This is a genomic window from Quyinboa ferrireducens (assembly GCF_042436675.1).
In the GTDB taxonomy this organism is placed as follows: Bacteria; Bacteroidota; Bacteroidia; order Bacteroidales; family UBA5342; genus JBHJHP01.
The window spans coordinates 150489-174978 of sequence record NZ_JBHMVA010000007.1 but is presented as its reverse complement, the minus strand read 5'-3'; the positions used below and the strand labels follow the sequence as shown (position 1 = coordinate 174978).

The 24490-nt window shown below is 39.4% G+C and carries 15 protein-coding genes; 12 read left to right on the top strand and 3 right to left on the bottom strand.

All coding sequences use genetic code 11. From position 1 onward, the window contains the following. Nucleotides 1-214 precede the first annotated feature (214 nt). From ACE01N_RS11965 to ACE01N_RS11935, 7 genes are all read left to right on the top strand, one after another. Entirely contained in the window at nucleotides 215-3718 is a 3504-nt protein-coding gene (locus ACE01N_RS11965) for a malectin domain-containing carbohydrate-binding protein (RefSeq protein ID WP_380589010.1), read from the top strand. Nucleotides 3719-3750: 32 nt separating this feature from the next. Further along, the gene (locus ACE01N_RS11960) at nucleotides 3751-4911 is read left to right on the top strand and encodes a 6-bladed beta-propeller (RefSeq protein WP_380589008.1); all 1161 of its coding nucleotides are present in this window, start codon (nucleotides 3751-3753) and stop codon (nucleotides 4909-4911) included. Between the two features lie 194 nt (nucleotides 4912-5105). After that, the gene (locus ACE01N_RS11955; RefSeq protein ID WP_380589005.1) at nucleotides 5106-6251 is read left to right on the top strand and encodes a 6-bladed beta-propeller; all 1146 of its coding nucleotides are present in this window, start codon (nucleotides 5106-5108) and stop codon (nucleotides 6249-6251) included. Nucleotides 6252-6512: 261 nt separating this feature from the next. Next, nucleotides 6513-9233, top strand: a complete 2721-nt coding sequence (locus ACE01N_RS11950) for an FN3 associated domain-containing protein (RefSeq protein WP_380589002.1) — start codon at nucleotides 6513-6515, stop codon at nucleotides 9231-9233. Between the two features lie 205 nt (nucleotides 9234-9438). Next, entirely contained in the window at nucleotides 9439-10434 is a 996-nt protein-coding gene (locus ACE01N_RS11945; protein ID WP_380588999.1) for a LacI family DNA-binding transcriptional regulator, read from the top strand. Nucleotides 10435-10543: 109 nt separating this feature from the next. Next, nucleotides 10544-11548, top strand: coding sequence for a hypothetical protein (locus ACE01N_RS11940; RefSeq protein WP_380588996.1), 1005 nt, complete (start codon nucleotides 10544-10546; stop codon nucleotides 11546-11548). After that, a complete protein-coding gene (locus ACE01N_RS11935; protein WP_380588993.1) occupies nucleotides 11542-12324 on the top strand; it encodes a hypothetical protein in 783 nt (260 codons plus the stop codon). Before ACE01N_RS11940 ends, ACE01N_RS11935 begins: the two co-directional genes overlap by 7 nt. A 10-nt stretch (nucleotides 12325-12334) precedes the next feature. Here ACE01N_RS11935 and ACE01N_RS11930 read toward each other — a convergent pair whose 3' ends face one another. From ACE01N_RS11930 to ACE01N_RS11920, 3 genes are read right to left on the bottom strand one after another with little or no spacing between them, the layout of a single operon-like run. Beyond that, a complete protein-coding gene (locus ACE01N_RS11930; protein ID WP_380588990.1) occupies nucleotides 12335-15169 on the bottom strand; it encodes a glycoside hydrolase family 95 protein in 2835 nt (944 codons plus the stop codon). Between the two features lie 11 nt (nucleotides 15170-15180). After that, on the bottom strand, nucleotides 15181-16350 hold the full coding sequence (locus ACE01N_RS11925) for a glycoside hydrolase family 88/105 protein (RefSeq protein ID WP_380588987.1): 1170 nt from the start codon (nucleotides 16348-16350) through the stop codon (nucleotides 15181-15183). 16 nt (nucleotides 16351-16366) lie between these two features. Next, on the bottom strand, nucleotides 16367-17944 hold the full coding sequence (locus tag ACE01N_RS11920) for a glycoside hydrolase family 28 protein (RefSeq protein ID WP_380588984.1): 1578 nt from the start codon (nucleotides 17942-17944) through the stop codon (nucleotides 16367-16369). 647 nt (nucleotides 17945-18591) lie between these two features. Here ACE01N_RS11920 and ACE01N_RS11915 point away from each other — a divergent pair. The 5 genes from ACE01N_RS11915 to ACE01N_RS11895 are packed head-to-tail and all read left to right on the top strand — an operon-like array spanning nucleotide 18592 to nucleotide 24444. Next, the gene (locus ACE01N_RS11915) at nucleotides 18592-19737 is read left to right on the top strand and encodes an iron-containing alcohol dehydrogenase (RefSeq protein ID WP_380588981.1); all 1146 of its coding nucleotides are present in this window, start codon (nucleotides 18592-18594) and stop codon (nucleotides 19735-19737) included. Between the two features lie 3 nt (nucleotides 19738-19740). Then, complete coding sequence (locus ACE01N_RS11910; RefSeq protein ID WP_380588978.1) at nucleotides 19741-20661, top strand: dihydrodipicolinate synthase family protein; 921 nt, start codon at nucleotides 19741-19743, stop codon at nucleotides 20659-20661. Next, complete coding sequence (gene pdxA, locus ACE01N_RS11905) at nucleotides 20658-21698, top strand: 4-hydroxythreonine-4-phosphate dehydrogenase PdxA (RefSeq protein ID WP_380588975.1); 1041 nt, start codon at nucleotides 20658-20660, stop codon at nucleotides 21696-21698. Before ACE01N_RS11910 ends, pdxA begins: the two co-directional genes overlap by 4 nt. 11 nt (nucleotides 21699-21709) lie before the next feature. Continuing rightward, nucleotides 21710-22879: a four-carbon acid sugar kinase family protein gene (locus ACE01N_RS11900; RefSeq protein ID WP_380588972.1), complete on the top strand. Its 1170-nt coding sequence runs from the start codon at nucleotides 21710-21712 to the stop codon at nucleotides 22877-22879. Beyond that, the gene (locus ACE01N_RS11895; RefSeq protein WP_380588970.1) at nucleotides 22879-24444 is read left to right on the top strand and encodes a sodium:solute symporter family protein; all 1566 of its coding nucleotides are present in this window, start codon (nucleotides 22879-22881) and stop codon (nucleotides 24442-24444) included. The genes ACE01N_RS11900 and ACE01N_RS11895 overlap by 1 nt, the downstream gene beginning before the upstream one ends. Nucleotides 24445-24490: the final 46 nt, after the last annotated feature.

Here is a 24490-nt window from a genome sequence, read left to right as displayed (position 1 = left end):
ATAAGGGCCAGGATATAGAATACAAGTTGTCCTCCTTTTTCAAAAGGAGGTGTCCGTCAATTGACGGACGGAGGATTTGGTTTTAATAAAGCTTGATGGTATTTAGTTTGTAGCGATTAGCGCTAAGGGATTTGAGGTAAATGCAAATCATGTCTTCAATTCTATATCTTCAGTCGAAATTAAACGGAAAAACAAAAGTGGAAAAATAAAAATTATGCAATACCTGAAAACGTTTATATTACCGGTTCTACTCATTTTTATTCTGGCATCGTGCGGTAAAAAGAACCCGGTCCGGCATGAAATTTCACTGAATACTAACTGGCAAACCATTGCCAATGATACTAATATTCATGCTTACGATGGATTTGAGGCTGCCGGTTTTGAAACAGATGGTTGGATCAGGGTTGATGTTCCACACAACTGGGATGATTACGGAGGATACCGTCGTCTGATGCACGGCAACCGCCATGGATATGCCTGGTACCGAAGAACATTTACTGTAGAACATAAAAAAGACAAACAGTATTTCCTTTTCTTTGAGGGAGTTGGGTCGTATGCATCTGTTTGGTTGAATGGTGTCTTCGTGGGATATCATGCCGGCGGACGAACCACATTCACCCTTGATATAACGGATCATGTCCGTTTTGATGGTGAAAATATTCTGGCGGTTCGTGCTGATCATCCGGCAGCTATACGCGATCTGCCCTGGGTTTGCGGAGGCTGTAGCCCTGAATGGGGATTTTCTGAAGGCTCACAACCCATGGGGATTTTCAGGCCGGTTTCCCTAATTATTACCGATCCGGTTCGAATTGAACCTTTCGGAGTACATATATGGAACGATACTACCATTTCAGAAGATCTGGCAAAACTGAGTCTGACAACCGAAATAAAGAATTACGGTGATAAAGAGGAACGAATAGAATTGAGATCACTTCTGCTTGATGAAGATGGCAGAGAAATCAAACGGGACATCAAGTCTGTTTTACTGAAACCGGGAGTACCCGATACTGTAACACAGTATTTTGTGAATATAGATCATCCAAAATTATGGTCCATTGATGATCCGTATCTCTATACCGTTCAAAGCAGTATTATTATCAATGGTAAGGTTGCGGATGAGATAAACACGCCTTATGGCATCCACTGGACTAAGTGGGATATAAAGGGTGATAATCCTACCAATCGTTTTTACCTGAATGGTAAACCGGTATTTATCAACGGAACCGCAGAATATGAGCATATGATGGGGCAAAGTCATGCGTTTTCAAAGCAACAGATCCTGTCTCGGGTAGATCAGATCAGGGATGCCGGTTTTAATGCGTTTCGTGATGCACATCAGCCACATAACCTAAGATACCAGAGCCAGTGGGACAGCTTGGGCATATTATGGTGGCCACAAATGAGTGCTCATATCTGGTATAATGAGCCGGGTTTTAAAGAAAACTTCAGGACGCTATTGCGTGACTGGGTGAAAGAACGCCGCAACAGTCCTAGCATTATTTTATGGGGATTGCAGAACGAATGTACCATGAGTCCGGAATTTACAAGGGAATGCACCGATATTATTCGTGAAATGGATCCGGGAGCATCAACGCAACGTCTGGTAACAACCTGTAACGGAGGAACCGGAACAGACTGGGATGTGATTCAAAACTGGTCAGGTACCTACGGTGGCGTTCCCGATAATTATGACAAGGAACTATCAGAACAACTGTTGAATGGCGAATATGGTGCATGGCGGAGCATTGACTGGCATTCAGAAGGTGGTTTTGATGCTCAGGGACCGTTGACAGAAGACCGGATGTGGCAACTGATGGAATCGAAAATCCGGCTGGGAGAAGCAGCTTCGGACAGGGCTTGCGGGCAATTTCACTGGTTGTTTAACTCACACGATAATCCGGGACGTACACAAGCCGGTGAAGGTTACCGCGATATCGACAGGGTAGGTCCGGTAAATTATAAAGGATCTTTTACTATCTGGGGAGAACCGCTCGATGTGTACTATATGTACAGGGCAAATTATGCACCTGAAGAAACTGATCCAATGGTTTACATTGTATCCCACACATGGCCGAACCGTTGGGAAAAACCAGGCGTAAAAGATGGTATTAATGTGTTCTCCAACTGTGATGAGGTTGAACTATTTAATGGGGTCAGAAAAAATTCACTGGGTAAAAAGAGAAAAGGGCAGGTTGGAACCCATTTTACATGGAATAAAGTTGATATTCGGACCAATGTGTTATACGCAGTTGCTTATGTGGATGGGAAAGAAGTGGCATCAGACGTTGTAATCCTGAACCTGTTACCGGCAGATCCGGATTTGCAAAAGCTTTCAGGTGATACGCAACCTCTGACAGAGAAAGATAAAAACTACCTCTATCGTGTCAATTGTGGAGGACCTGATTATAAAGATCAGGAAGGTAATCTGTGGATGGCTGATGTACATAAAGACTCTACTGGCTGGGGCTCGGTTTCATGGACGGATAATTATGATAATCTTCCGGCTTTTTATGGCAGTCAGCGGCAGACATGGGATCCGATCCAGGGCACCAATGAATGGGATTTAATAAGGACATTCAGATACGGACGACACAGGCTGGCATACGAATTTCCGGTGGCTGATGGTAGCTACCAGGTGGATCTGTTTTTTGTGGAGCCGTGGTACGGCACCGGTGGCGGACTGGAATGTGAGAATTGGCGACTCTTCGACGTTGCTGTCAATGATGAGGTGATGATTAAAGATCTGGATATCTGGAAAGAGGCTGGTCATGACCGCGTATTGAAAAAAACGGTGCAGGTGAATGTCGTAGGCGGCTTACTGAAGATATCATTCCCCAAAGTTAAATCGGCTCAGGCGGTTATTTCTGCCATAGCTATTTCTACGGACGAGAAAGACTTAAAACCGGCACCACCATCAAAGCGGTTAATCACAATTGAAAATGGAGTAGGTTGGAGATCAAATACCTGGTTGAATATAGGAGACCGGGTGTATTCAGATCGCGATATAAAGTTCGTTTCGCTTCCGCCGATACTTTACAGTGCAGAATGGATTCAGACTCCGGTTCATCCTGATACAAAAGGTGCCATCAGATTTAAGGAGGATGTGGATCTGTACATTGGGTTCAGACAAGACGTTCAATGGTCTGAATGGCTTGGTGATTTTCGTAAATTGAAAGATACAATCCGAACCTCACTGAATGGAGGAACAACATATAGTGTTTACAGAAAACGCATTTTGAAAGAAACAAGCGTTGAATTGCCATCGTCCGGTTCTGAAGAAATGTACATCATTGTTGCACTTCCGGTGACCAACCTCGATGTGCCCATCGATCGACGGCCAACAGTGAAGTATGAAGCTGAAGAAGCCTCGAAGGGAGGGAAAACTGTTAACACCGTAATTCTTGATGAACCCTGCACACTGGTTCCCGGAAAAAATGATGTGATTGAATGGCGGTTCTCAGTTGGCCTGGCTTCTAAATATGGGTTGCAGTTCAGATACATGAATAAAGGGAAAGAAGATGTGCCGGTAGAAGCAGAGATTCGGGCCTCCGACGGTCGGTTGATCTGGAAGGGAGAATATGTGTTTCCGGTTGCTGATGTGAAATGGAGAGGTATGCGTACCGATACACAAACCACGATAAACGCAGGAACCTATACACTTCGTCTAAAAGCTTTAAAGCAGGGGCCACTTTATTTTGATTACCTTAGGGTTCAGTAAAATATGCGGCAAGTTTGATAAATCAAACGCTTATGGAAATTATAAAAGGACTGAATATTATTATAATAGCTGTTTTGTTAATTAGCTGTTCAAAAGAAGAGAACAATGTAAAATATACGCCTATTGAAGTAAAATCTATTTCTGATGAAGTTCATGCAAATTCGTTTTTTGAAATGGATACATTTCTACGTTTATCAAATACTGCTCTATTGGGTAGAATTGAGAAAATTATTATTTCGGATAGTCTGATTTATGTTTTAGATAATATTCCAAAGTTAGTTTGTTTTGATTCTAGTGGTCGCGTAAAGTTTAACATTAACAAGACAGGGAAGGGTCCAGATGAGTTTTTAAAATTGATTGATTTCTCCGTTGACCCTATTCATAAATCTCTGGTTTTATTAGATGAAAGACAAATGAAAGTATTGTTTTTCAATTCAGAGAATGGCAAATTTATTAAAAATGCAGGAATCAAGTTTTACCCTAATAATATTAAAATGGTTCAAGATGAACTATATTTTTATAACCCATATACAAATGTCAGGGACAATAAATATCACTATAGCTTGATTATGACTAGTCTTGATAACTCTAATATAGAGAGGAAATGGATAAAGCACGACGACATAAATCGGCTTTATTTTACCTTTACGAAGCATCATTTTTTTACCGGAGATGAAGGAACATATTTCATCAACAGAATGGATAATAAAATTTATGAATTATCAGAAAACAACTTGAAATTAAAGTATCAAATTAGTGGTTTGGATTTTTTTGATATGAGCAATATTGATAAGAGTAAAAAAAATATTGAAGTGTTTGATGACATTAAGAAGAGTGATAAGTTTTACTCAATTCAAAATTTCAGTGAGTGTTCTGATTATATTTATTTTACAGTTCATAAAAAAAATAGAGCATATGTAGTTCTATATAATAAATTAAAAAAAGAGGTTGAATTTTGTTCCTCAATGTTACTTACCAAACCAACCAAAGAATTACCTCTTTTTACGTCAGACTTAATGGGAATTAAAAATGGTAAACTATTTGGCATCATTGAACCAATTACAATAATTGGGATGAAGAATCACCCCAAAACTCCAAAGTTAGAAATTTTTTCCAATTCGTGGTCCGATTTAAAAGTGACTGATAATCCAATATTAGTTTTTTATTCAGTTAAAAATGAAAAGATTAAGTAAAGTAGTTGTTCTGAGTCTATAAATTGGAATATTAACAAATGGATTTTTGTTATTTGAAAAAGACGTATTAAAAATTAATTGTGTATAAATTACTGACCCTAAATGATTTAAATATGAAATACAGAATTAAAAATACTAATCATCTATGTGAAGAAACAGATTTTATGGTCTAGAAACTATTAAATTAACAAAAAATGAAATTCACGGTCTTTTTATTCATTATCATCATGGCAACAGGCTGTAAAAATAGAGAGCCGAAAACACATAACGATATAAAGTTATTAGAAATCAATGTAACCCAATCGGATCTTCCCAAATTTATGGATCAGATAAAGGTGATTGATATCTGCCAGCTTGAAACAAATCAAAATATTTTACTTGGGTCTGTCAGGAAGGTAACTTGCAGGTTTGACCGGTATTTTATTCAGGATTTACAAACCCAGTCTTTGAATGTATTTAATTTGGAAGGTAAATTCTTAACGAAAATAGGCAGAAAAGGGAAGGGGCCGGGTGAGTTTACAGAACTACGGGATTTTTCAATTACTAATGATAGCATCGTGCATGTTCTTACTTATCAAAAAATAGTAAAATATGATATTAAGGGTAAGCTGATTGACGAAATAAAAATTAGTCATATTAATCACCTTAATCCTTTGCATTTGGCAACTGATGATGGCAAAACTTATTTTCTTTGGCAAGGGACCTTTTCAGATGATAGCGACAGAAAGTATATGCCATGCTTATTATATTCTTTTGATTTAAACGGGAAAAAGGTTAAAAACCAATATTTCCCAATTAAAAGAACTATTGTAGATGGAATACAATTTAATAATTGCTCTAACGGTATTATTCTCAGACCGACCTTTGGATCAAACACGATTTATAAAATAGTCGGAGATTCTCTGTTTGATTCTTTTACGGTAGATTTTGGGAAAGACCAACTGGATGAGAATTTGCTGGAGAACGGTTTTGGAAATAATGTGATACGACAATATATGAATTTGAGATCAAACAGTAAGTATTGTGTTGGAATTGACAATGTTTTAGAAACAGAAAAGTATTATTATTTTACTTTCTTCTATGATAAAAGAATGAAACAATTAATCTATTCAAAAAATACCCGAAATTACTGTATTGATAATGTAAATCCATTCACGTATATGATTTGTACTAATAATAATCAGTTAGTGAGTTTAATTGAACCCATTAATTTTTCGATGTTAAAAGAATTCTTTTCGAAAGGAAAAATTACAGAAGAGAGCTATAGTAAACTAGAAAAGATAAAAGTCGATAAAAGTTCAAATCCTATTTTAATAGTCTATGAGATAAATAGGTTTTAGAAAAGTTGAAGCCAATTAAGAGATACGGTGAATAAAACGCCTGACTTATAGGAAGATCACGTGCAGAAATCAGATATTTTGGAACTGGATGAAAACTAAATACAGGCACTAACTTTAATTCAGTTTTACATATTTGATTTCAAAAGGGTGTTAATTATGATTAATATATGAATATCTATGAAAACGTTTACATTTAATATTAATTCATTATCTTTGTTTTTCTTAATGGGTAATTGTTAGGTATTTATTGGTTGTTTTGATATGAAAAAAAATCTCTACGTGGAAGGCAGGCTCTGGACGGCCTTGATTATCGTTTTATTTATGTTATCCGGATTTGGTTTATATGCACAATCCGGTGTTATAATTTCCGAATTTATGGCGGTCAACGATAATACTCTCGCTGATGAGGATGGTGACTATTCCGACTGGATTGAACTGTATAATGCTGGTGAAACAGCGGTAAGCCTTACGGGCTGGTATTTAACCGATAAAGCCGATAACCTTGCCAAGTGGAAATTTCCGGTGATTACGATACAACCCGATGAGTATCTCGTGGTCTTCGCATCAGAAAAAGATAAAACAGATCCGGCGGGAACACTGCATACCAATTTTAAACTCTCCGGATCGGGTGAGTTTTTAGCATTGGTGAAATCCGACGGAACAAGCATTGCATTTTCGTATGGGGACTTATATCCCGGACAACGTTCAGATGTGTCGTATGGCATATATCTGGGGCAGCAAACCTTTTTCAAGGATCCGACTCCCGGTAGTGTAAACGTATTAACAGATCAGGTACTGGCACCTGAATTCAGTGTGAAACGCGGGTTTTATGATACCCCTTTTGAGGTTGAGCTTTCTGTTGCAGATGATGCCTTACAGATTTATTATTCAACAGATGGTACACGCCCTAATAAAACAGACGGAATTTTATATACAGGTCCGGTTCAGATTTCGACAACAACACCTTTGAGTGCTATAACTGTGAACAGTGAAAATGTAATCAGTGATGTGATAACCAATACCTATTTTTTTATAGATGATATTGTGAAGCAACCAGCTCAGCCAGTTGGATATCCGGATCACTGGGGACCTATGAAGTTCTCTTCGGATTTTGCGCCATCGGATTATGAAATGGATCCGGAAATTTGTGAGTCATCCGAATACAAGGATTTAATGGACGATGCCTTATTGGATATTCCTACAATAAGTATTGTTACCAATATCAGGTATATTTTCGGACTGGCTTCCGAAACTTTTGATCACGATAAGGATGGGATTTATATGTACACTGGAAATACAAGTCTGGGAAGTATTGGTATAGACTGGGAACGTCCCGCATCCGTAGAATTTATTGATCCGAAAACAGGACAGGAGTTCCAGATTAACTGCGGTTTGCATTTGCACGGTGGAAACAGCAGGGTTCCGGAGAATAGCCCGAAGCATGGATTTAGGATTGCGTTCAGAAGCTCATATGGTCCTTCCAAACTGAACTTTCGTGTATTTGATGAAGGTTCAGCTACAAACGAGTTTAACAACCTGGTATTCAGAGCAGGATACAATTATTCATGGCTTAAAAACAATCCGACGCAACGGTTGAATGCACAATATTTGCAGGATCCGTTTGCGAAAAATATTCAGCTTGAGATGAATCAGGAGGCTGCTCATGAGCGGTTTGCTCACCTATATATTAACGGACTGTATTGGGGACTTTACAATATTTCAGAAAAAATCAATAATGACTTCATGGAGGCTTATCTGGGTGGAAAAGAGGAAGATTATGATGTCGTGAAGGACCATAATGGAGTAGTAGATGGCAGTCGGTCAGTATTTAACCAGCTGATGAGTCTGGCTGGATCAGGATTCAGTTCTGATGCAAATTATCAGAAACTTATAGATGATGAATTACTGGATCTGAAAAACTTTACAGATTACATGCTTATGAATTATTACATTGGCAATGGGGACTGGGATGGTAATAACTGGCTGGCAGGCAGAAGTAGGGTCAATCCTAAAAAAGGGTTTCGGTTTTTCGCCTGGGATGCAGAAACATCCATGACAGATTTGAATACTAACAAAGTAACCATGGTGGATGGTGAACCAACCAAATTGTTTGATGCGCTCAAAAAGAATGATGAGTTCAAATTGTTGGTGGCTGACAGAATTCACAAATATTTTTTTAATGATGGTGCTTTGACTCCTGAAGCCACGGCATCAACTTACGCGGAACTTGCAGATGAAATTGATCTGGCAATTATCGGTGAATCTGCCCGTTGGGGAGATTACCGTAAAGATGTTCAACCTTCTGATAATGACAAAATACTCTATACCAGGAATGATCACTGGCTTGTCAAAAAGAACGAATTTACGAATGATTATTTCCCTGACAGATCAAACATTGTCTTTAATCAGTTGCGAAATGCCGGATTGTATCCAAACGTGGCAGCACCGGAATTTAATTATTACGACGGTACATATCAGCAGGCCATAGATCTGGAAATGACATCAGCAACAGGTCAGATATACTATACCACAGATGATACTGATCCGAGGGAAGCCTACACAGGAAGTGTGGCGTCAAATGCCAAAGTATACAGCAGTGCTGTTGTGATTAACAGCAAGCAGACTGTGCGTGCGCGTGCTAAATCAGGAAGTAACTGGTCTGCCCTTACTAAGGCAGATTATAAATTTGACGGAGCAACAGCTATGGAAGATGTTGTCCTTAACACGATTACTAACGCCGGTGCATTCCCGAACCCGTTCAGAGATTATACGACTCTTTTCTATGACATGGAACAAGCAGGAAATGTCACTGTCAGTATCTTTAGTGTCGACGGAAGAGAAATTGAACAGGTGTTCAGCGGATATCAAACACGTGGAGCATATCGGGTTAAGTGGAATGCTCCTGTTGAACTAAGTGGGGTATTTATTTTCCGCGTTTCCTCTGAATACGGTAGTTTCACCGGAAAAATTATAAAAGAATAAAAGATATTCTACTTACACCATATTATTTTTTCATTAATAAATGGGTTTTTGACAGGGGATAATAAGAGTTATTTGCTGAAATCGTTTACATTTGTTAATTGCAATTAAGTGTTGATTACTATTAAATTTTTATGTAAAAAAGTGTGCTATTTTCATGAATGAACATAGTTAAACATTTATTTTTGAAAAAAATTAAACGATCATTATGTCCAGCCTGAGTGATGTTGCCAAAAGAGCAGGTGTATCCATTGCAACTGTATCACGTGTAATCAACAACGGTACCAATGTGAATGAAGTTACTAGAGCAAAGGTACTTAAAGCAATTAAAGATCTCAAATATCAACCCAGTAGGGTAGCGAAGCGACTGCGTTCCAAAAGTGTTTCCAGTAACCTTATTGGCGTTCTCATTCCTGATATTCAGAATCCGTTTTATGTAGATGTATTACGCGGGATTGAGGATGTAACATATGAAAATAACTATGCCTTAATCATGTGTAATTTTCAACAGGATGAGAAAAAAGAGAAACTTTATCTGGATATTTTGCAATCGGAATCTGTTGATGGATTGATCGCCGCTCCTGCTCATGAAAATGATGCCAAGGTGATTAATCTGGTAAAGGAAGGTCTGCCCATCGTTTGTTTCGACCGTGGTTTACAGGGTGTTGATGTGGATGTGGTTTTAGTTAACAACCGTGATGGTGCATATAAAGCCGTGGATCATCTGGCGAAATCAGGTTATCAGCGTATTGCTCATATTTCGGGACTGGCACAATTGCCTTCTACACAATTAAGGGATAAAGGTTATCGCGAAGCGCTGGCTGATAACAACCTGGAATTTGATCCCGAACTCATTAAGCGGGGTGACTCCAAGCACGACAGTGGGGTACATTTATGCGATGAATTGTTGAGTCTTCCAAATCCACCCGATGCCATATTTACAGGTAACAACCTGATCACCTTAGGTGCACTTGAAACAATCCATAAACGGGGATTGAAGGTTCCTGAGGATGTAGCCATCATTGGTTTTGATGATATGTACTGGTCTATCTCACTGAATCCGCCTTTAACAGCAGTCTACCAGCCTGCATATGAAATCGGCAGACGGTGTGGGGAATTGTTGATCCAACGTATTAAAGACCCTAAACGCCCAACCATTCAGATGATTCTGAATACACAACTGATGATCAGGAGTTCGTGCTAAAATCATGTATTTATAAGTTTAATTTATTTGACTATTAGATTAATAACGTTATATTTGCATAATAACATATTTAGTGTTGTTGTGCTTTATTTGCGTTATTAAAGAGAAGATGAAAGCTTTAGTCAGATATATAAAGGATGTATTGGGTTTAGAAGTGACAATTAAGCCACTGGGGAAGCACAAAATTATTAAATTTCCAATATTCCTCAATGAAGGTTACAATTGGTATGAAGCAACGCTTGCAGGCAGACAATGCATTTTTGCTAAAATGAAAAAAAACAATGCTTTTAGTATTGCCCAAATAGAAAAACATTTTGAACTGGTAAGAACGATTCTGCAGTTGCCCATAATAGTAATATTTGATAGCATAGAGGCATATAACCGGAAGAGATTAGTTGAAAAGCATATAGCTTTTATGGTCCCGAATAAACAAATGTATGTGCCGGAATTTTTAATAGATCTTAGAGAATACGGTTTTTACGAGAAAAAGAAAATCTCTTCATTTACTCCGGTCGCACAACAACTTGTGTTGATTTATATTTTGAATAAACATGAAGGTTCTCATTTGGAAAATTTCACGTTTAAAGATTTAGCGACCTTTATTGGCGCAAATCAGATGGGGATAACCCGTGCTGTAGAGAATTTGAAATTTCATAAGCTAATTGATGTTACAGGTGAAAAGGAAAAATATATTCATTTTTTATACAACAAAAAGGAGATATGGAATAAAGCCGAAAAGCAGAATTTATTGATTAATCCGGTTTTAAAACGTATATATTCAGATCAAAAACCACAGGGAATTTTTATGTTGAGTAGTAATAGCACAGCATTAGCCGAATATTCTGATTTGAATCCTTCTTTACAGGAATTTTATGCTATTGATAAAAGTAAATTTTATGCGGCGCAAAAGAGCAATGTGTTTGTTAATGCTAATGAACACGAAGGAAACTATTGTATAGAAGTTTGGAAATATGATCCTGAAATAATAGTAAAACAGTTGTTTAATAAGTGCAAGGTGGTAGATCCGCTTTCTTTGTATCTGTGTTTCAAAAATAATACTGACGAGCGTATTGAAATGGCACTGGAACAACTAATTGAGCAGATAAAATGGTAAGAGGATTAAATATTTTTAAAAAATATTTTGAGGAATACCTTGATAACTATTTGATTATTGGCGGTGCAGCGCGTGACTTAATTATTGAAAATGCTGGGTTTGAGCCAAAAGGGACGAAAGATATTGACGTAATTTTAGTTGTTGAAGCCTTAACAGCGGCATTTGTCGAACAATTTTGGCAATTTGTTAAAGATGGTAATTATGAACATCAGGGAAAAAGTTCCGGCACTAAGCAATACTACCGATTTTATAATCCTGCAAATCAGGACTTTCCTTTTATGGTCGAATTGTTTTCCAGAAAACCGGATGAAGTTTTGCTAACCGAGCCTGCTCATTTGACTCCCATTCCTGTTGAAAGTGACTTGTCAAGTCTATCGGCTATCTTATTGAGCGACGATTATTACAACTACATTTTAGCCCACAGTTCTATGGAAGATGCAATACATTTTGCAAAAATCGAATCGTTAATTTGTTTGAAAGCCAAAGCATTTAATGACATGAATATTCGAAAAGCACAAGGAGAATCTGTTGATAGTAAAAAAATACAGAAACATAAAAATGATATATTCAGGTTAGCCGTGATGCTTACCCCTGCCCATATTTTTGAGTTGCCCCCATCTATAAGAACCGATTTGCAAGATTTTGCATCTGTCGTTGCGGAAGATTTACCCGGGAAAGATGTATTTAAAGCTTGGGGGATGGGAAATATCGCTCCGGAAAATGTATTCAATCAAATCCTTAAAAGCTTTCAATTAGATAAAAAGATTGAAAGTTGAAATACTATGTTTACCACTCATCAAACCTGTAAACCTTTCCTTTTTCAGTATTCTGTTCAATCAGTTTATTGCCATATCTTAACCGGAGCGGCAAACCGGCATTTGAAGTGACTTCTACGTGTTCTAATCTGCCGTCTTTCCATGAAAAATTTAGCTCAAACCCATCACGCGCGCGTAGTCCTTTAATTTCGCCGTGTGTCCATTCTTCAGGCACAGCAGGGAGCAGCTGAATATATCCCTGGTGGCTTTGCATCAGTATTTCAACCATACCTGCTGCCCCACCAAAATTCCCATCTATCTGGAAAGGCGGATGGGCATCAAACAGATTAGGATAAGAACCACCTGATGATTCCCTTTCCGGATCAGTAGCTGAACTCAATAGCATTTGGATCATCTTATATGCATGTTCACCATCCATAAACCGTGCCCAGAAACTGATCTTCCATGCGAGACTCCAACCGGTTCCGTCATCGCCACGGTAAATCAACGATTGTTTGGCAGCTTCCATCAGTTCGGGTGTGTCATCCATCGTAAATTCTTTCCCGGGATATACGCCCCACAAATGTGATACATGCCTGTGATGGTCTGTAGTGTCATCTATATCTGTCATCCATTCCTGTAGCTGTCCGTACTGGCCAATCTTGTACGGGTAAATCCTGACCAGTTTATCCTGAAGGACCTGTGCAAATTCATGGTCGGTATTCAAAATATCCGTGCACTGAATGGTAATTTTAAACAATGAACGAATGATCTCGTGATCCATGGTTGGTCCGGCCACCAGTCCGCCGTGTTCAGGAGAATTGGACGGTGTGCTGATGAGGTAACCGGATTTCGGATCTTTGATCAGAAAATCCACAAAAAACTGTGAAGCGCTTTTTATGAGTGGCCAGGCTTCTTTACGAAGAAATACAGTGTCCTGTGTGTATCTGTAGTGTTCCCATAAATGGTGGCCTAACCATGCGCCTCCGGTTACCCAGATGCCATGATTGGGATTGTTGATCGGCGCGGTTCCCCGCCACTGATCCGTGTTATGATGTAAAACCCATCCACTTGCACCATAGTGATGCTCTGCCGTTTTGCTGCCTTTTATGGCAACCTCATCTATCAGTTTAAACAAAGAGTTATGGCACTCTGCAATGTTGAGCGGTTCAACGGGCCAAAAATTCATCTCGCAATTGATGTTGGTGGTATATTTGCTTCCCCAGGCAGGATACATTTTATCGTTCCATATTCCCTGTAAATTGGGTGGATTGGTTCCATCCCTTCCGGATGACAACATCAGATAACGGGCATATTGCACATAAGTAGCTGCCAGATCATCATCTGGTTCTGTTTTCACATTGTTGATACGTTCATCGGTCGGAATTTTTCTTTTTTCTTTTTCCCCAAGATCTATGGAGAATCGGTCAAAAAGAGGTTTATAGTCTTTTAAATGAGACGTTTTAATGGTTTCATAATCCTTGTCTGCAACCGAAGTCAGATAGGTATTGCAGGATGCAACCGGATCACCGGAAATATCGTTGTACGTTATATAGTTTGTTGCAGCAACTAATTTCAATACTGCTTCGTCAGCATTTTTAACTACAATTCCATTATCACTGACGATAGCCTGACCACCGGAAGTTGATACCCGTAAATAAGCAGTGCCCGTCATCTCACCATCTTCCACTTTTAAAGAAAGTCCAAGCGTTTGATCATCAATCTTGTAAACGCTATGAATTTCGTGAGGCGAATTAAATTTGGCATTAAAACTTATCATTCCACTTTTATCTGCACTAAGCTTCATCGCAATGACTTCATCCGGGTGACTCGCAAGATATTCGCGCGAATATGTTACGCCGTTAACTTTATATGAAACATTGCTCAAAGCATTATCTAAATCGAGATTACGTCTGAAATCTGTGTAATTTTCATGTCCCGGAAATGTGATCATTACGTCACCGAATGGCTGGTAGTCTGCTTCATATTGCGGGAAGAAAGGTGGCTTTGTATCAATCACCTGGTATTTCCAGTCACCCTCAATAAACAGATAATCATCTTTTTGGCTAGTAGGGAGCAAGTACATTTTTTTTGGTCCTGTTCGTACACCGTTAAAACCACCAGTAGATACGTAATTATTAATCAGAACAGTAATTACATTTTTTCCCGGATGAACCAAATGCCTGGGAATAGCATAGGTACGTGTGGTGTTGTACTCATCTGTTGTGCCAATTAACACACCATTAATCCACGTAAAATCCTGATCTTTTACATGACCAAGATTGATACGTAGATTCTGTCCTTTCCAGTTTTCAGGAATATTCACAGTCTTTCGGAACAGGACACCGCCGTTCATATCGGGAAGACCTTTACGCTCCCATACACTTTTATAATCGATAAACATGGTAGGCCAGTCCATATCGTTAAAATCCGGTTTTATAGCCGCTTTTACTTTTTTAAGGTTAAGCAGGCTATCCACCCATATTTTTTTCTTTAGAGGAAACTCATCTTCATAAGCTTTTCTTCCCATGAATGTTTTACCGGCCAACGCTTCTGCTTCCGTCTGTTTCCCTTCAAACAATAATTGCCGGATCTTATCAAGGTATTTATAGGCATTTTCCCTGTAATATTGTCTTGGTGCGCAATCCCACAAGGTCTCTTCATTAAACTGTATGTGTTCAGCTTCGGGAATGCCGTAAACCATCGCCCCAAGCCTGCCGTTTCCAATCGGAAGCGCTTCCTCCCAAACCGTTGCCGGTTTGTTGTACCAAAGTTCTGTTATTTCAGGTTTTGAACCTGAACTACAGGCCGATACTATTCCGGCTAAAACGGCTATAATGAATCTGAGGGATTTTTTGCATCTCATGTCGGTAAAACTTAACGATTCAGCTCAACTGCGGCAAGAATAAACGGACCTACACCTTTGCAGTCGTTTTTTACAATTTTTTCTGTGGTATAGTATTCATAACTTCCATCACGGTATGGATTTCCTCCCAATCCGCAGCTTCCGCAGATATTCACCATACTGATCAGTCCATCATCATCAGTAACGATAAACGTTTTAACCATGTCATCAAAAGCATTGTTGGCAATGCCAATGTATTTTTTATCCAGATATCCTTTGTTGGCCCCTTTGGCAAAGGCATAGATATACATAGCAGTACCCGATCCTTCAGGGTAGTTGCCTTCACGGTTGCCCTGGTCTAGCACCTGCCACCAAACACCGCTTTCAGGATCTCGCACCTTAACCAGGGCGTCAGCTGTTTCCTGTAAGATGGTGATGATTGAATCTCTTTTCGGATGATCCTGAGGAAGGTAGTCCAGTACATCCACTATAGCCATCATGTACCAGCCCATGGCGCGGCTCCAGAAATGAGGTGACTGTCCGGTTTCAGGATTGGCCCATTTTTGCTGGTGACTCTCATCCCACGCATGATACAGTAATCCGGTTTTGGGATCAACCGTTTTTTCATGAACCAGAATGATTTCGTGTGCAGCCACATCAAACCAACGCGGATCATCAAAATCTTTGGCATATTGTGTAAGAAAGGGCATTCCCATATACACACCATCCAGCCAGATTTGCCACGGGTAGCGTTTTTTATGCCAGAATCCACCGGTTTTGGTTTTCGGATGGTTCTCCATCTGTTCAATGAATTGTGGCAGAGCCTTTTTATATTTTGGCGTACTATCTCTTTCGTAAAGGATAAGAAGATTGCGGGCAGGATTGATAAGGTCAATGTTATACTTGTCCATCTCATATCGTTTTACTGTTCCGTCTTCCTCTACCATGGCATCCATATAATCCGACATGTATTTAGAGTATTTCGGATCAATATTACCTAACTTATCAATGGCCATTCCTAGCAGAGCCACATCGTAGGACCAGCCCATCCGGGTTCTTCCATTGTATAAGCCTAATGTGTCGTTACGTTCCATAACGGCGTCAGCCATTTTCTGACTCCACTTGATGTCTTCAGTTTTCTTTTTTGGAGCGTTACAGCTAAATAGCAGGATTGCTAAGATGAAAATTACGGATTGCTTCATAAATATAATTTTGGTGTTAGTCATTATGTTTTACGTTATCAGTTTTTACTAATTTGGTTTTCACATTTGCAAAGTTGTTCTGATCCGAATAGATTGCCTTTGTGTTTTCACCTTCAAGTTTCAGAAATACATCTGTTTCTCTCGTTTGAAAGCAATTGTAAATGTATGCATTCTGAACGTTTACAAGTTCAATCACCGGAACTCCCTTTTTTGGGGTATCTGTCTTAACTGCATCAATTATCAGATTTTTAGAATTTTTGGCATATATGGGCGATCCTTTTTCAGTATCAATTTTCACATTATGAAATTCAATGTCGGATGCATCTTCAACGGTAAAACCAACTTTACTTTCCAACTGTATATCATTAAATGTGATATTGTTAATTTTCATTTCATCCAGACCCAAAAGGAAACCAGCCTGATAGGCATTCCCTGTGATGTTACTGAAATGAATATTTCTGAATACCGGCGTACGTTCTGATACCGGTTCCGGATCAGTTTTTGAATAAAACATATTCAGTTTAATAGCCTCCCGCCTGATATCCTTCATTATTATATTACTGACCCGGATATCTTCTACTACACCACCGCGACCTCTGGTCGATTTGATGCGGATGCCACGGTCGGTTCCTTCAAACACACAATTGGAAATGGTAACTTTCTTAACTCCACCCGACATCTCACTGCCAATAACCACACCGCCATGACCTCTGAGCATGGTGCAGTTGGTGATGGTAATATTTTCGCATGGTGCAGCCATTTTACGACCTGCCCGGTCTTTTCCTGATTTTATGGTAATGCAATCATCACCAACAGAAATGTGGCAATTGGAAATATGCACATAACGGCACGATTCCGGATTGATCCCATCAGTATTTGGAGATATGGGATTATTAATGGTCACATTCGTTACAGTCACATTTTGGCAGAACTCCGGATTGATTGTCCAGAACGGTGAATTGGTGATGGTTATGCCTTCGATTCTGATATTCTTGCAATACATGGGTTGAATAAAGGGAGGGCGTAAAAATCCCCGCTCAACCATACCAGGCTGATCCGGTAAAATGACATCTTTATTCTGCTTTGCAAATTCCGTCTGCCATTTCGATTTAAAATCCTTTGGTTGAGAATACAGCCAATGGTGATAGTCCCACCATTTCTTCCCCTGGCCGTCAATACGCCCTCTGCCGGTTATGGTGATATTAGAATCCTTAAAAGCATAAAACAACGGAGAAAAATTTACCACATCCGTTCCTTCCCATCGCGATTGAACCATGGGCAGGTAATCATCAAAGTCGTCTGAAAATTTCAATAAAGCACCCGCATCCAGAAAAATGGTGATATTACTTTTTAAAACTACAGGTCCCGTCAGATATTCACCAGCAGGGAAAAATATGGTCCCGCCTCCATTATCTGAGGCAGCTTTAATCGCTTTTGCGATGGCATCTGTAATTTTGGTTTTTCCATCTCTTGCTGCGCCGTAGTCATTAATGTTGTAAAATCCGGAAGCACTTAACAGCGTTGTTGAATAAATAAACAATGCCACTAATAACCCTGAAATTCGTTTATGTTTGTTTTGGATCTGTTGAAACATATTGACGTGTTTTAAATTAATTAAGGAGCAAAACAGTATAAAAAACCAAAAGTAATAAATAGAACTAAAATAAGATGAAGATTTCTGATTTGACCTCTTTTAAATGTGATTGCCACAAATATAATTTATAATCAGGGAAAAACAATGAAAACGATTACATAAAATATTGATTTTTGCTTGCTTAACACCGCAGATTTTTGCATAAACCTTCATCAAGAAATAAAAGAATGAATATTAGAAAGATTTTGGTTCATATGCATTAAATTTTAAGCTTTAAATATCCTTTTGGGGTAATTTCTGATGCAAAAACGGAATATCTGCACTACCATTTTTTTTACACATAAATGAGGAGAAATCAGGGGAGGCATGATTCAAATAAAAAATAACGAAATTGCATTATGTAATATGTTGTTATATAATTATATAGGAGGATTTTGTCATAATGCCAAAAGGGAATTACTTGCATAAAATTAAAAAAAGGCATAAATTGCGCTGTAAACGTTTACATATTTAACCTTTTATTTGTGCGAAGTTTGGTGTGGGATTCGGTGGTATTTGTAAGCGGATAAGCTGTTTTTTGTGTTCAGGGCATTGGATTTAGCGAGAGTAATATTTGTTACTTCTTAGTGCTTTAATGAAAAGTTTAAATGAATAAGATTCTGATACAACAACCTCCACGAGTCGTTTTTGGTGAAGGGGCATTACATGATTTTAAAGAGGATTTCATTGCGCTTTCGTTGCAATCCCTGTATATTCTTACCATTCCTCCTGTTTTACCGTTATTGGATGGCCTGCTAAGTGAATTCAAAAGAAATAATATTTCTGTACTTGTAAATACCACCATTGACGGAGAACCATCGTTTGCTGATTTTGAGAAAATTCTGAAAGAAGCGCGTCATTTTGAAGCAGACAGTGTTGTTGGTATTGGTGGCGGAAGCGTACTTGATGTAGCAAAATTTCTGGCCACGATGTTAAAGAATGAGCAGGAAATCAGGTCTGTTGTTGGTATTGGTTTACTGAAAGAGCGCAAAACATATATGGCTTGTCTGCCAACCACCAGTGGAACGGGAAGTGAGGTTTCTCCCAACGCCATTTTTCTGGATGAAAGGGATGGTGGGAAAAAAGGTGTCATTAGTCCCTTTCTGGTCCCGGATGCAGCTTATGTTGATCCCGCACTAACGCTTGGTGTTCCACAACAGGTTACAGCAGCAACCGGAATTGATGCATTGACCCATTGTATAGAAGCCTATATGAACAGATTTGCACATCCGGTAGCAGATGTCTGGGCGTTGGAAGGGGTAAAGTTGATAAGTAAAAATCTGATAGCAGCATGCAAAGATGGCAATGATATGGAAGCTCGGTCGGCAGTAGCTCTTGGTAGTATGTATGGCGGCATGTGTCTGGGACCTGTAAATACAGCAGCAGTTCATGCCTTGGCTTATCCGCTGGGAAGTGAATACAAAGTGGCACATGGGTTGTCAAATGCCTTGTTGTTACCTTATGTTCTAAAGTATAATCGTCCTGAAGGGGATGATCGACTAGCACATATAGCCATTGCTATGGGAATTTTTGAACATGGTCCTGTGGAGGAACAGGCAGATTCTGCAATTGGAAAAATTGAAGAAATTATCAAAGAATGTGGTTTGCCTTCAAGACTTTCGGAGATAGGTATAAAAAAAGGTGATATTGAGAAAATGGCAGATGGGGCGATTCAGGTTCAACGCTTACTGAAAAACAATATTAAAGAACTCAGTAAAAAAGATATTATTGAGATTTATAAACGTGCATTTTAACACATGAAAAAGAGATCTAAATATTGTGGTGTTATAGTGCCAATGGTTACGCCATTTAAGGTTGACGGTGGGGTAGACCGATATGCAGTTAAACGTATTGTGGAACTATTCAAACAAAATGGGGCACACCCTTTTGTTTTGGGTACAACAGGAGAGGGACCATCAGTAAGACAGAATCAAAAAGATATTGTGGTAGCTGAAACAGTTGCTGCAGCAGATGGGAAATGCACAGTTTATGCCGGAATATCATCAAATGCATTTGCGGAATCTGTAGAAATGGCAACGCGCTACGGTGATATGGGGGTTGATGTGGTCGTTGCAACGCTGCCTGCTTTTTATCCCCTGGATGATAACCAGATGTTACGTTACTTTGAAGCACTGGCTGATGCATCTCCTTGTCCTTTGATTATTTACAACATGCCGGCAACGGTTAAAATGTCCATATCACTGGATGTTCTTGATCAGTTGAGTCATCATCCTAATATCGTTGGGGTTAAGGATTCTGAGAGGGATATTTCACGGCTCGATAAATCCCTTGATCTATGGAGGGATAGATCGGACTTTGTTCACCTGATTGGTTGGGCGGCACAATCGTCATACGCTATGCAAAATGGTTCGGCCGGTATTGTGCCCAGTACCGGAAATTTTGCACCAGGATTTTATGAAGAATTGTTGAACTCTGTAGAAGCCGGTAATTTTGAACGGGGAGATGAACTACAGGATATCACTAATCAACTGGGTTTGCTATACCAGAAAGACAGAACACTCAGCCAGTCCATTCCTGCATTAAAATATATCATGTCAGTCATGGGATTTTGTGGACCGAATGTTTTACCGCCGATGTACCGGATGAGTGAAGAAGATGAAGAAGCTTACAGAATGTTCATCGAAGAAGAGTTGGTGAAATATGAATTGATAGTATGAGCAACAAAAATAATATACCGGTTTTAGCAGTTACTATGGGTGATCCTGCCGGGATCGGACCCGAAATTGCAGCTAAAACCTTTGCAAATACTGATGTCTACAGCATTTGTAAACCCGTTTTGATCGGTAACAGGCAAATCATGGCTAAAGCGATCAAACTGGTAGGTGTTGATTTAAAAATAAACAGTATTAAGGATATTGCGGAAGCAAAGTTTGAACCGGGAACCATGGATTTGTATCATCTGGAAGCAGAGCATGTAGCTGATATAAAATTTGGTGTAGTGTCTGCTGTTGCCGGCGATCTGGCTTTCAGAGCGGTAAAAAAAGCCATTGATCTGGCTCTCACAAAGGAAGTGGACGGAACTGTTACAGGTCCGATTCATAAAGGGGCCATTAATGCTGCGGGTCATCATTTTTCGGGTCATACGGAAATTTACGCATATTACACCAATACTGCAAAATATGCGATGCTGCTGGCGGAAGAAGATTTGAGGGTAATTCATGTAAGTACCCATGTGTCTTTGCGCGAAGCCTGCGACAGGGTGAAAAAGGACCGGGTAATTGAAGTGATCCAGCTGCTGGATGACAGCCTGAAAAAACTTGGGATCACACAACCTAAAATTGGTGTGGCAGGACTAAATCCACACTCAAGTGACAATGGGTTGTTTGGTTGGGAAGAAAAAGAAGAGATTGAACCAGCTTTGGAATATGCCAAAAGTATTGGCATTGATGCCGTCGGTCCTGTGCCTCCGGATACATTGTTTGCCATGGCGAAAGGTGGAAAATTTGACGGTTGTGTAGCCATGTATCACGATCAGGGACATATTCCGTTTAAGGTAGTTGGGTTCAACTGGGATAAGGAAAAGAATGTGATGAAAAGTGTAAAAGGCGTGAATATAACGCTTGGATTGCCGATTATTAGAACGTCTGTAGACCATGGAACGGCATTTGAAGTGGCCGGAAAAGGAGTGGCAAGCCCTGATGCCTTACATTTAGCCATAGAATATGCCACAAAATTATATCAGTCAGAAACATAAGGGAAGAATAGATGATAGCTGTAATTGCAGATGATTTTACGGGTGCTGCTGAAATTGGAGGGATAGGATTACGACACGGTCTCCGGGTTATGATAGAAACCAGGGTGGAGAAAGTAAAGGATGTGGATCTCTTGATTATTGCAACCAATACACGTGCTCTGAGTAAAACAGAAGCTGCAAAAGAAATTGATAAAATAACACGTAAACTTTTAAAGCTGGAGCCGGAATTTATTTTCAAAAAACTGGATTCTGTTTTAAGGGGAAATGTGGCTGCTGAGTTGCACGCGCAAATGAAGGCATCTGCAAATGATATTGCTGTTATTGTAGCCGGTAATCCGTATTTCAAGCGTATCATAAACAAAGGCATATATTATGTGGAAGGAATACCGCTTGCTCAGACATCATTTGGGAATGATCCGGAATATTCCATAAATTCTTCACATGTCACGGAAATTATAGGTAATGAGTTCTGTGAGGTCAGTTCAATTGGGGTCGATGAAAGAATGCCCACAAATGGTCTCGTTGTTGGAGATATTACAAACGATGAGGAGATGACCAGGTGGACAATGCGGCTGAATAATCAAATGGTGATTGCTGGTGGAGCAGGATTCTTTAATGCCATACTCTTTAGTAGTCTTAAAAACGGAAAGATCCCTGGTGAAATCAAAAAGGAATACACATTCGGGTCAAAAACATTGTTTATTTTTGGAAGTGCATATCCTAAGTCTCCCGACATGGACAGAATGACGCTCGACAATAATATTTCTGTAGTAAATATGCCGGCAGAAATATTCAATAGTGCCGATTTTGAGCCCGATGTTATGCGACGTTGGGTGAGTACTGTTTCGGATCATCTGAGGGCAGATAAAAATGTTTTCGTTTCAATTAAATATAAATATAAAAAGGAGAGCGGACTGTCAGTTCGATTGAGTAAACACATAGGAGAATTTGTTGCACAGGTCAATAAATCTGTTGCGATTGAGGATTTGTTTATTGAAGGAGGGGCAACGGCTTCGGCTGTGTTTAAAAGTCTTGAAATTAACAGGCTTATGCCATTCTGTGAACTGGATGCAGGAATCATCCAGATGAAAGTGGATAAGTTTCCCAATATGAAAATTACAACAAAACCCGGAAGTTATAAATGGCCGGTGGATAAAGTAAGGATAAAAACCCACGTCTGATGCAAACAAATTCCATCCATCTTATTGACTATATCATCATCATTTTAACGTTGGTCGTATCGCTAGGTGTTGGGGTAAGATTTGCAAGACAACAAAAAAGTACAGGTAAGTACTTCACAGGAAGCGGAAAATTACCTTCGTGGGCTATTGGAATATCGATTCTGGCTACATTAATCAGCAGTATAACATTTTTAGCGTATCCTGGTGAAGGGTATGCCACAAACTGGATTAGACTGGTACAGGGACTTATGGTTCCAATCGTACTGATTTTTGCTATTGGCTTTATTGTGCCATTGTTCAGGCATGTCATCAAATTGAGTGCGTATGAGTATTTCGAAAAGCGCTTCGGCTTCGGTGCACGGCTTTACAGCTCGCTGGCTTTTGTACTGACCCATTTTTCAAAGATGGGGACCGTATTTTATATCATTGCACTCGCCATTGGTAAAATGATGGGACTTGATACAGTCACTGTGATTTGGGTGATTGGGGCTGCTGTTATTGTTTTAACTATGTTAGGCGGAATTGAGGCAGTTATCTGGTTGGATGTAATCCAGGGATTTATGTTGATTGCAGGTGGAATTGTGGCTCTGGCGATCCTTTTATTTAGTACACCGGGAGGTCCGTCAGAAATTTGGACAGTGGCAAAAGAAAACGGCCGCATTGGATTTGGTCCTTTCGATATGGAATTTGTCCATCTTACCTTTTGGGTTATGGCTTTGAACGGTATATTTTATGCCATTCAGAAATACGGAACTGATCAGACCATTGTGCAACGGTATCTTACTGCTAAATCAGATAAAGAAGCGATTAAAGCTTCACTTATTGGTGTGTTGTTGAGCGTACCGGTTTGGGCTCTGTTTATGTTTATTGGAACAGCTTTATTTTCATATTACCATATCTCCGGCGATGTTTTGCCGGCAGGCATTAAAAACGATGAGGTATTTCCCTTCTTTATCATGACCAAAATGCCGGTTGGCGTAGTTGGGATAATAATATCAGCGTTAATCGCTGCTGCGGTTTCCAGTCTGGACTCCGATCTGAATTGTCTTTCGGCTATTGCCCTCGAAGATTATTATTTAAGGTTCAGGCCCAAAAGTTCAGAAAAGGAACAGGTGATGCTAAGTAAAATCTTTATTGTACTGGCCGGTTTGGGAGCAATCGCAGTAGCCATGTTCTACGTAAAAGCCGGCGGAAAAGGAGTACTTGGCATCGTATTTACATTATATGCTATCTTTTCCGGAGGAATTGCCGGGATGTTCCTGTTGGGAATCGTCTCTAAACGACCCAATAAAAAGGGCTTGTATTTTGGCATCGCTGCGAGTGTCCTGTTTACAACCTGGGCTTTGTTAACATCAACACCGATTGGCAGTAGTAGCAAAGAAGTATTACTGCTCGATTTTGGAAAATACAACTTTAACCAGCACAAATACATGATTGGCGTATACAGCCACGTTATTTTGTTTGTAGTTGGTTTTGTAGCAAGTTACTTTTACAGAACCAAAGAAATTGATGACCGTCTTACCTATAGAGGATGGTTGAAATACAAAAAGAATAATCTCAATTAATCTGGTGTGAATCAGTAAATTTGTAAGAATTGTGGCATGATTCATG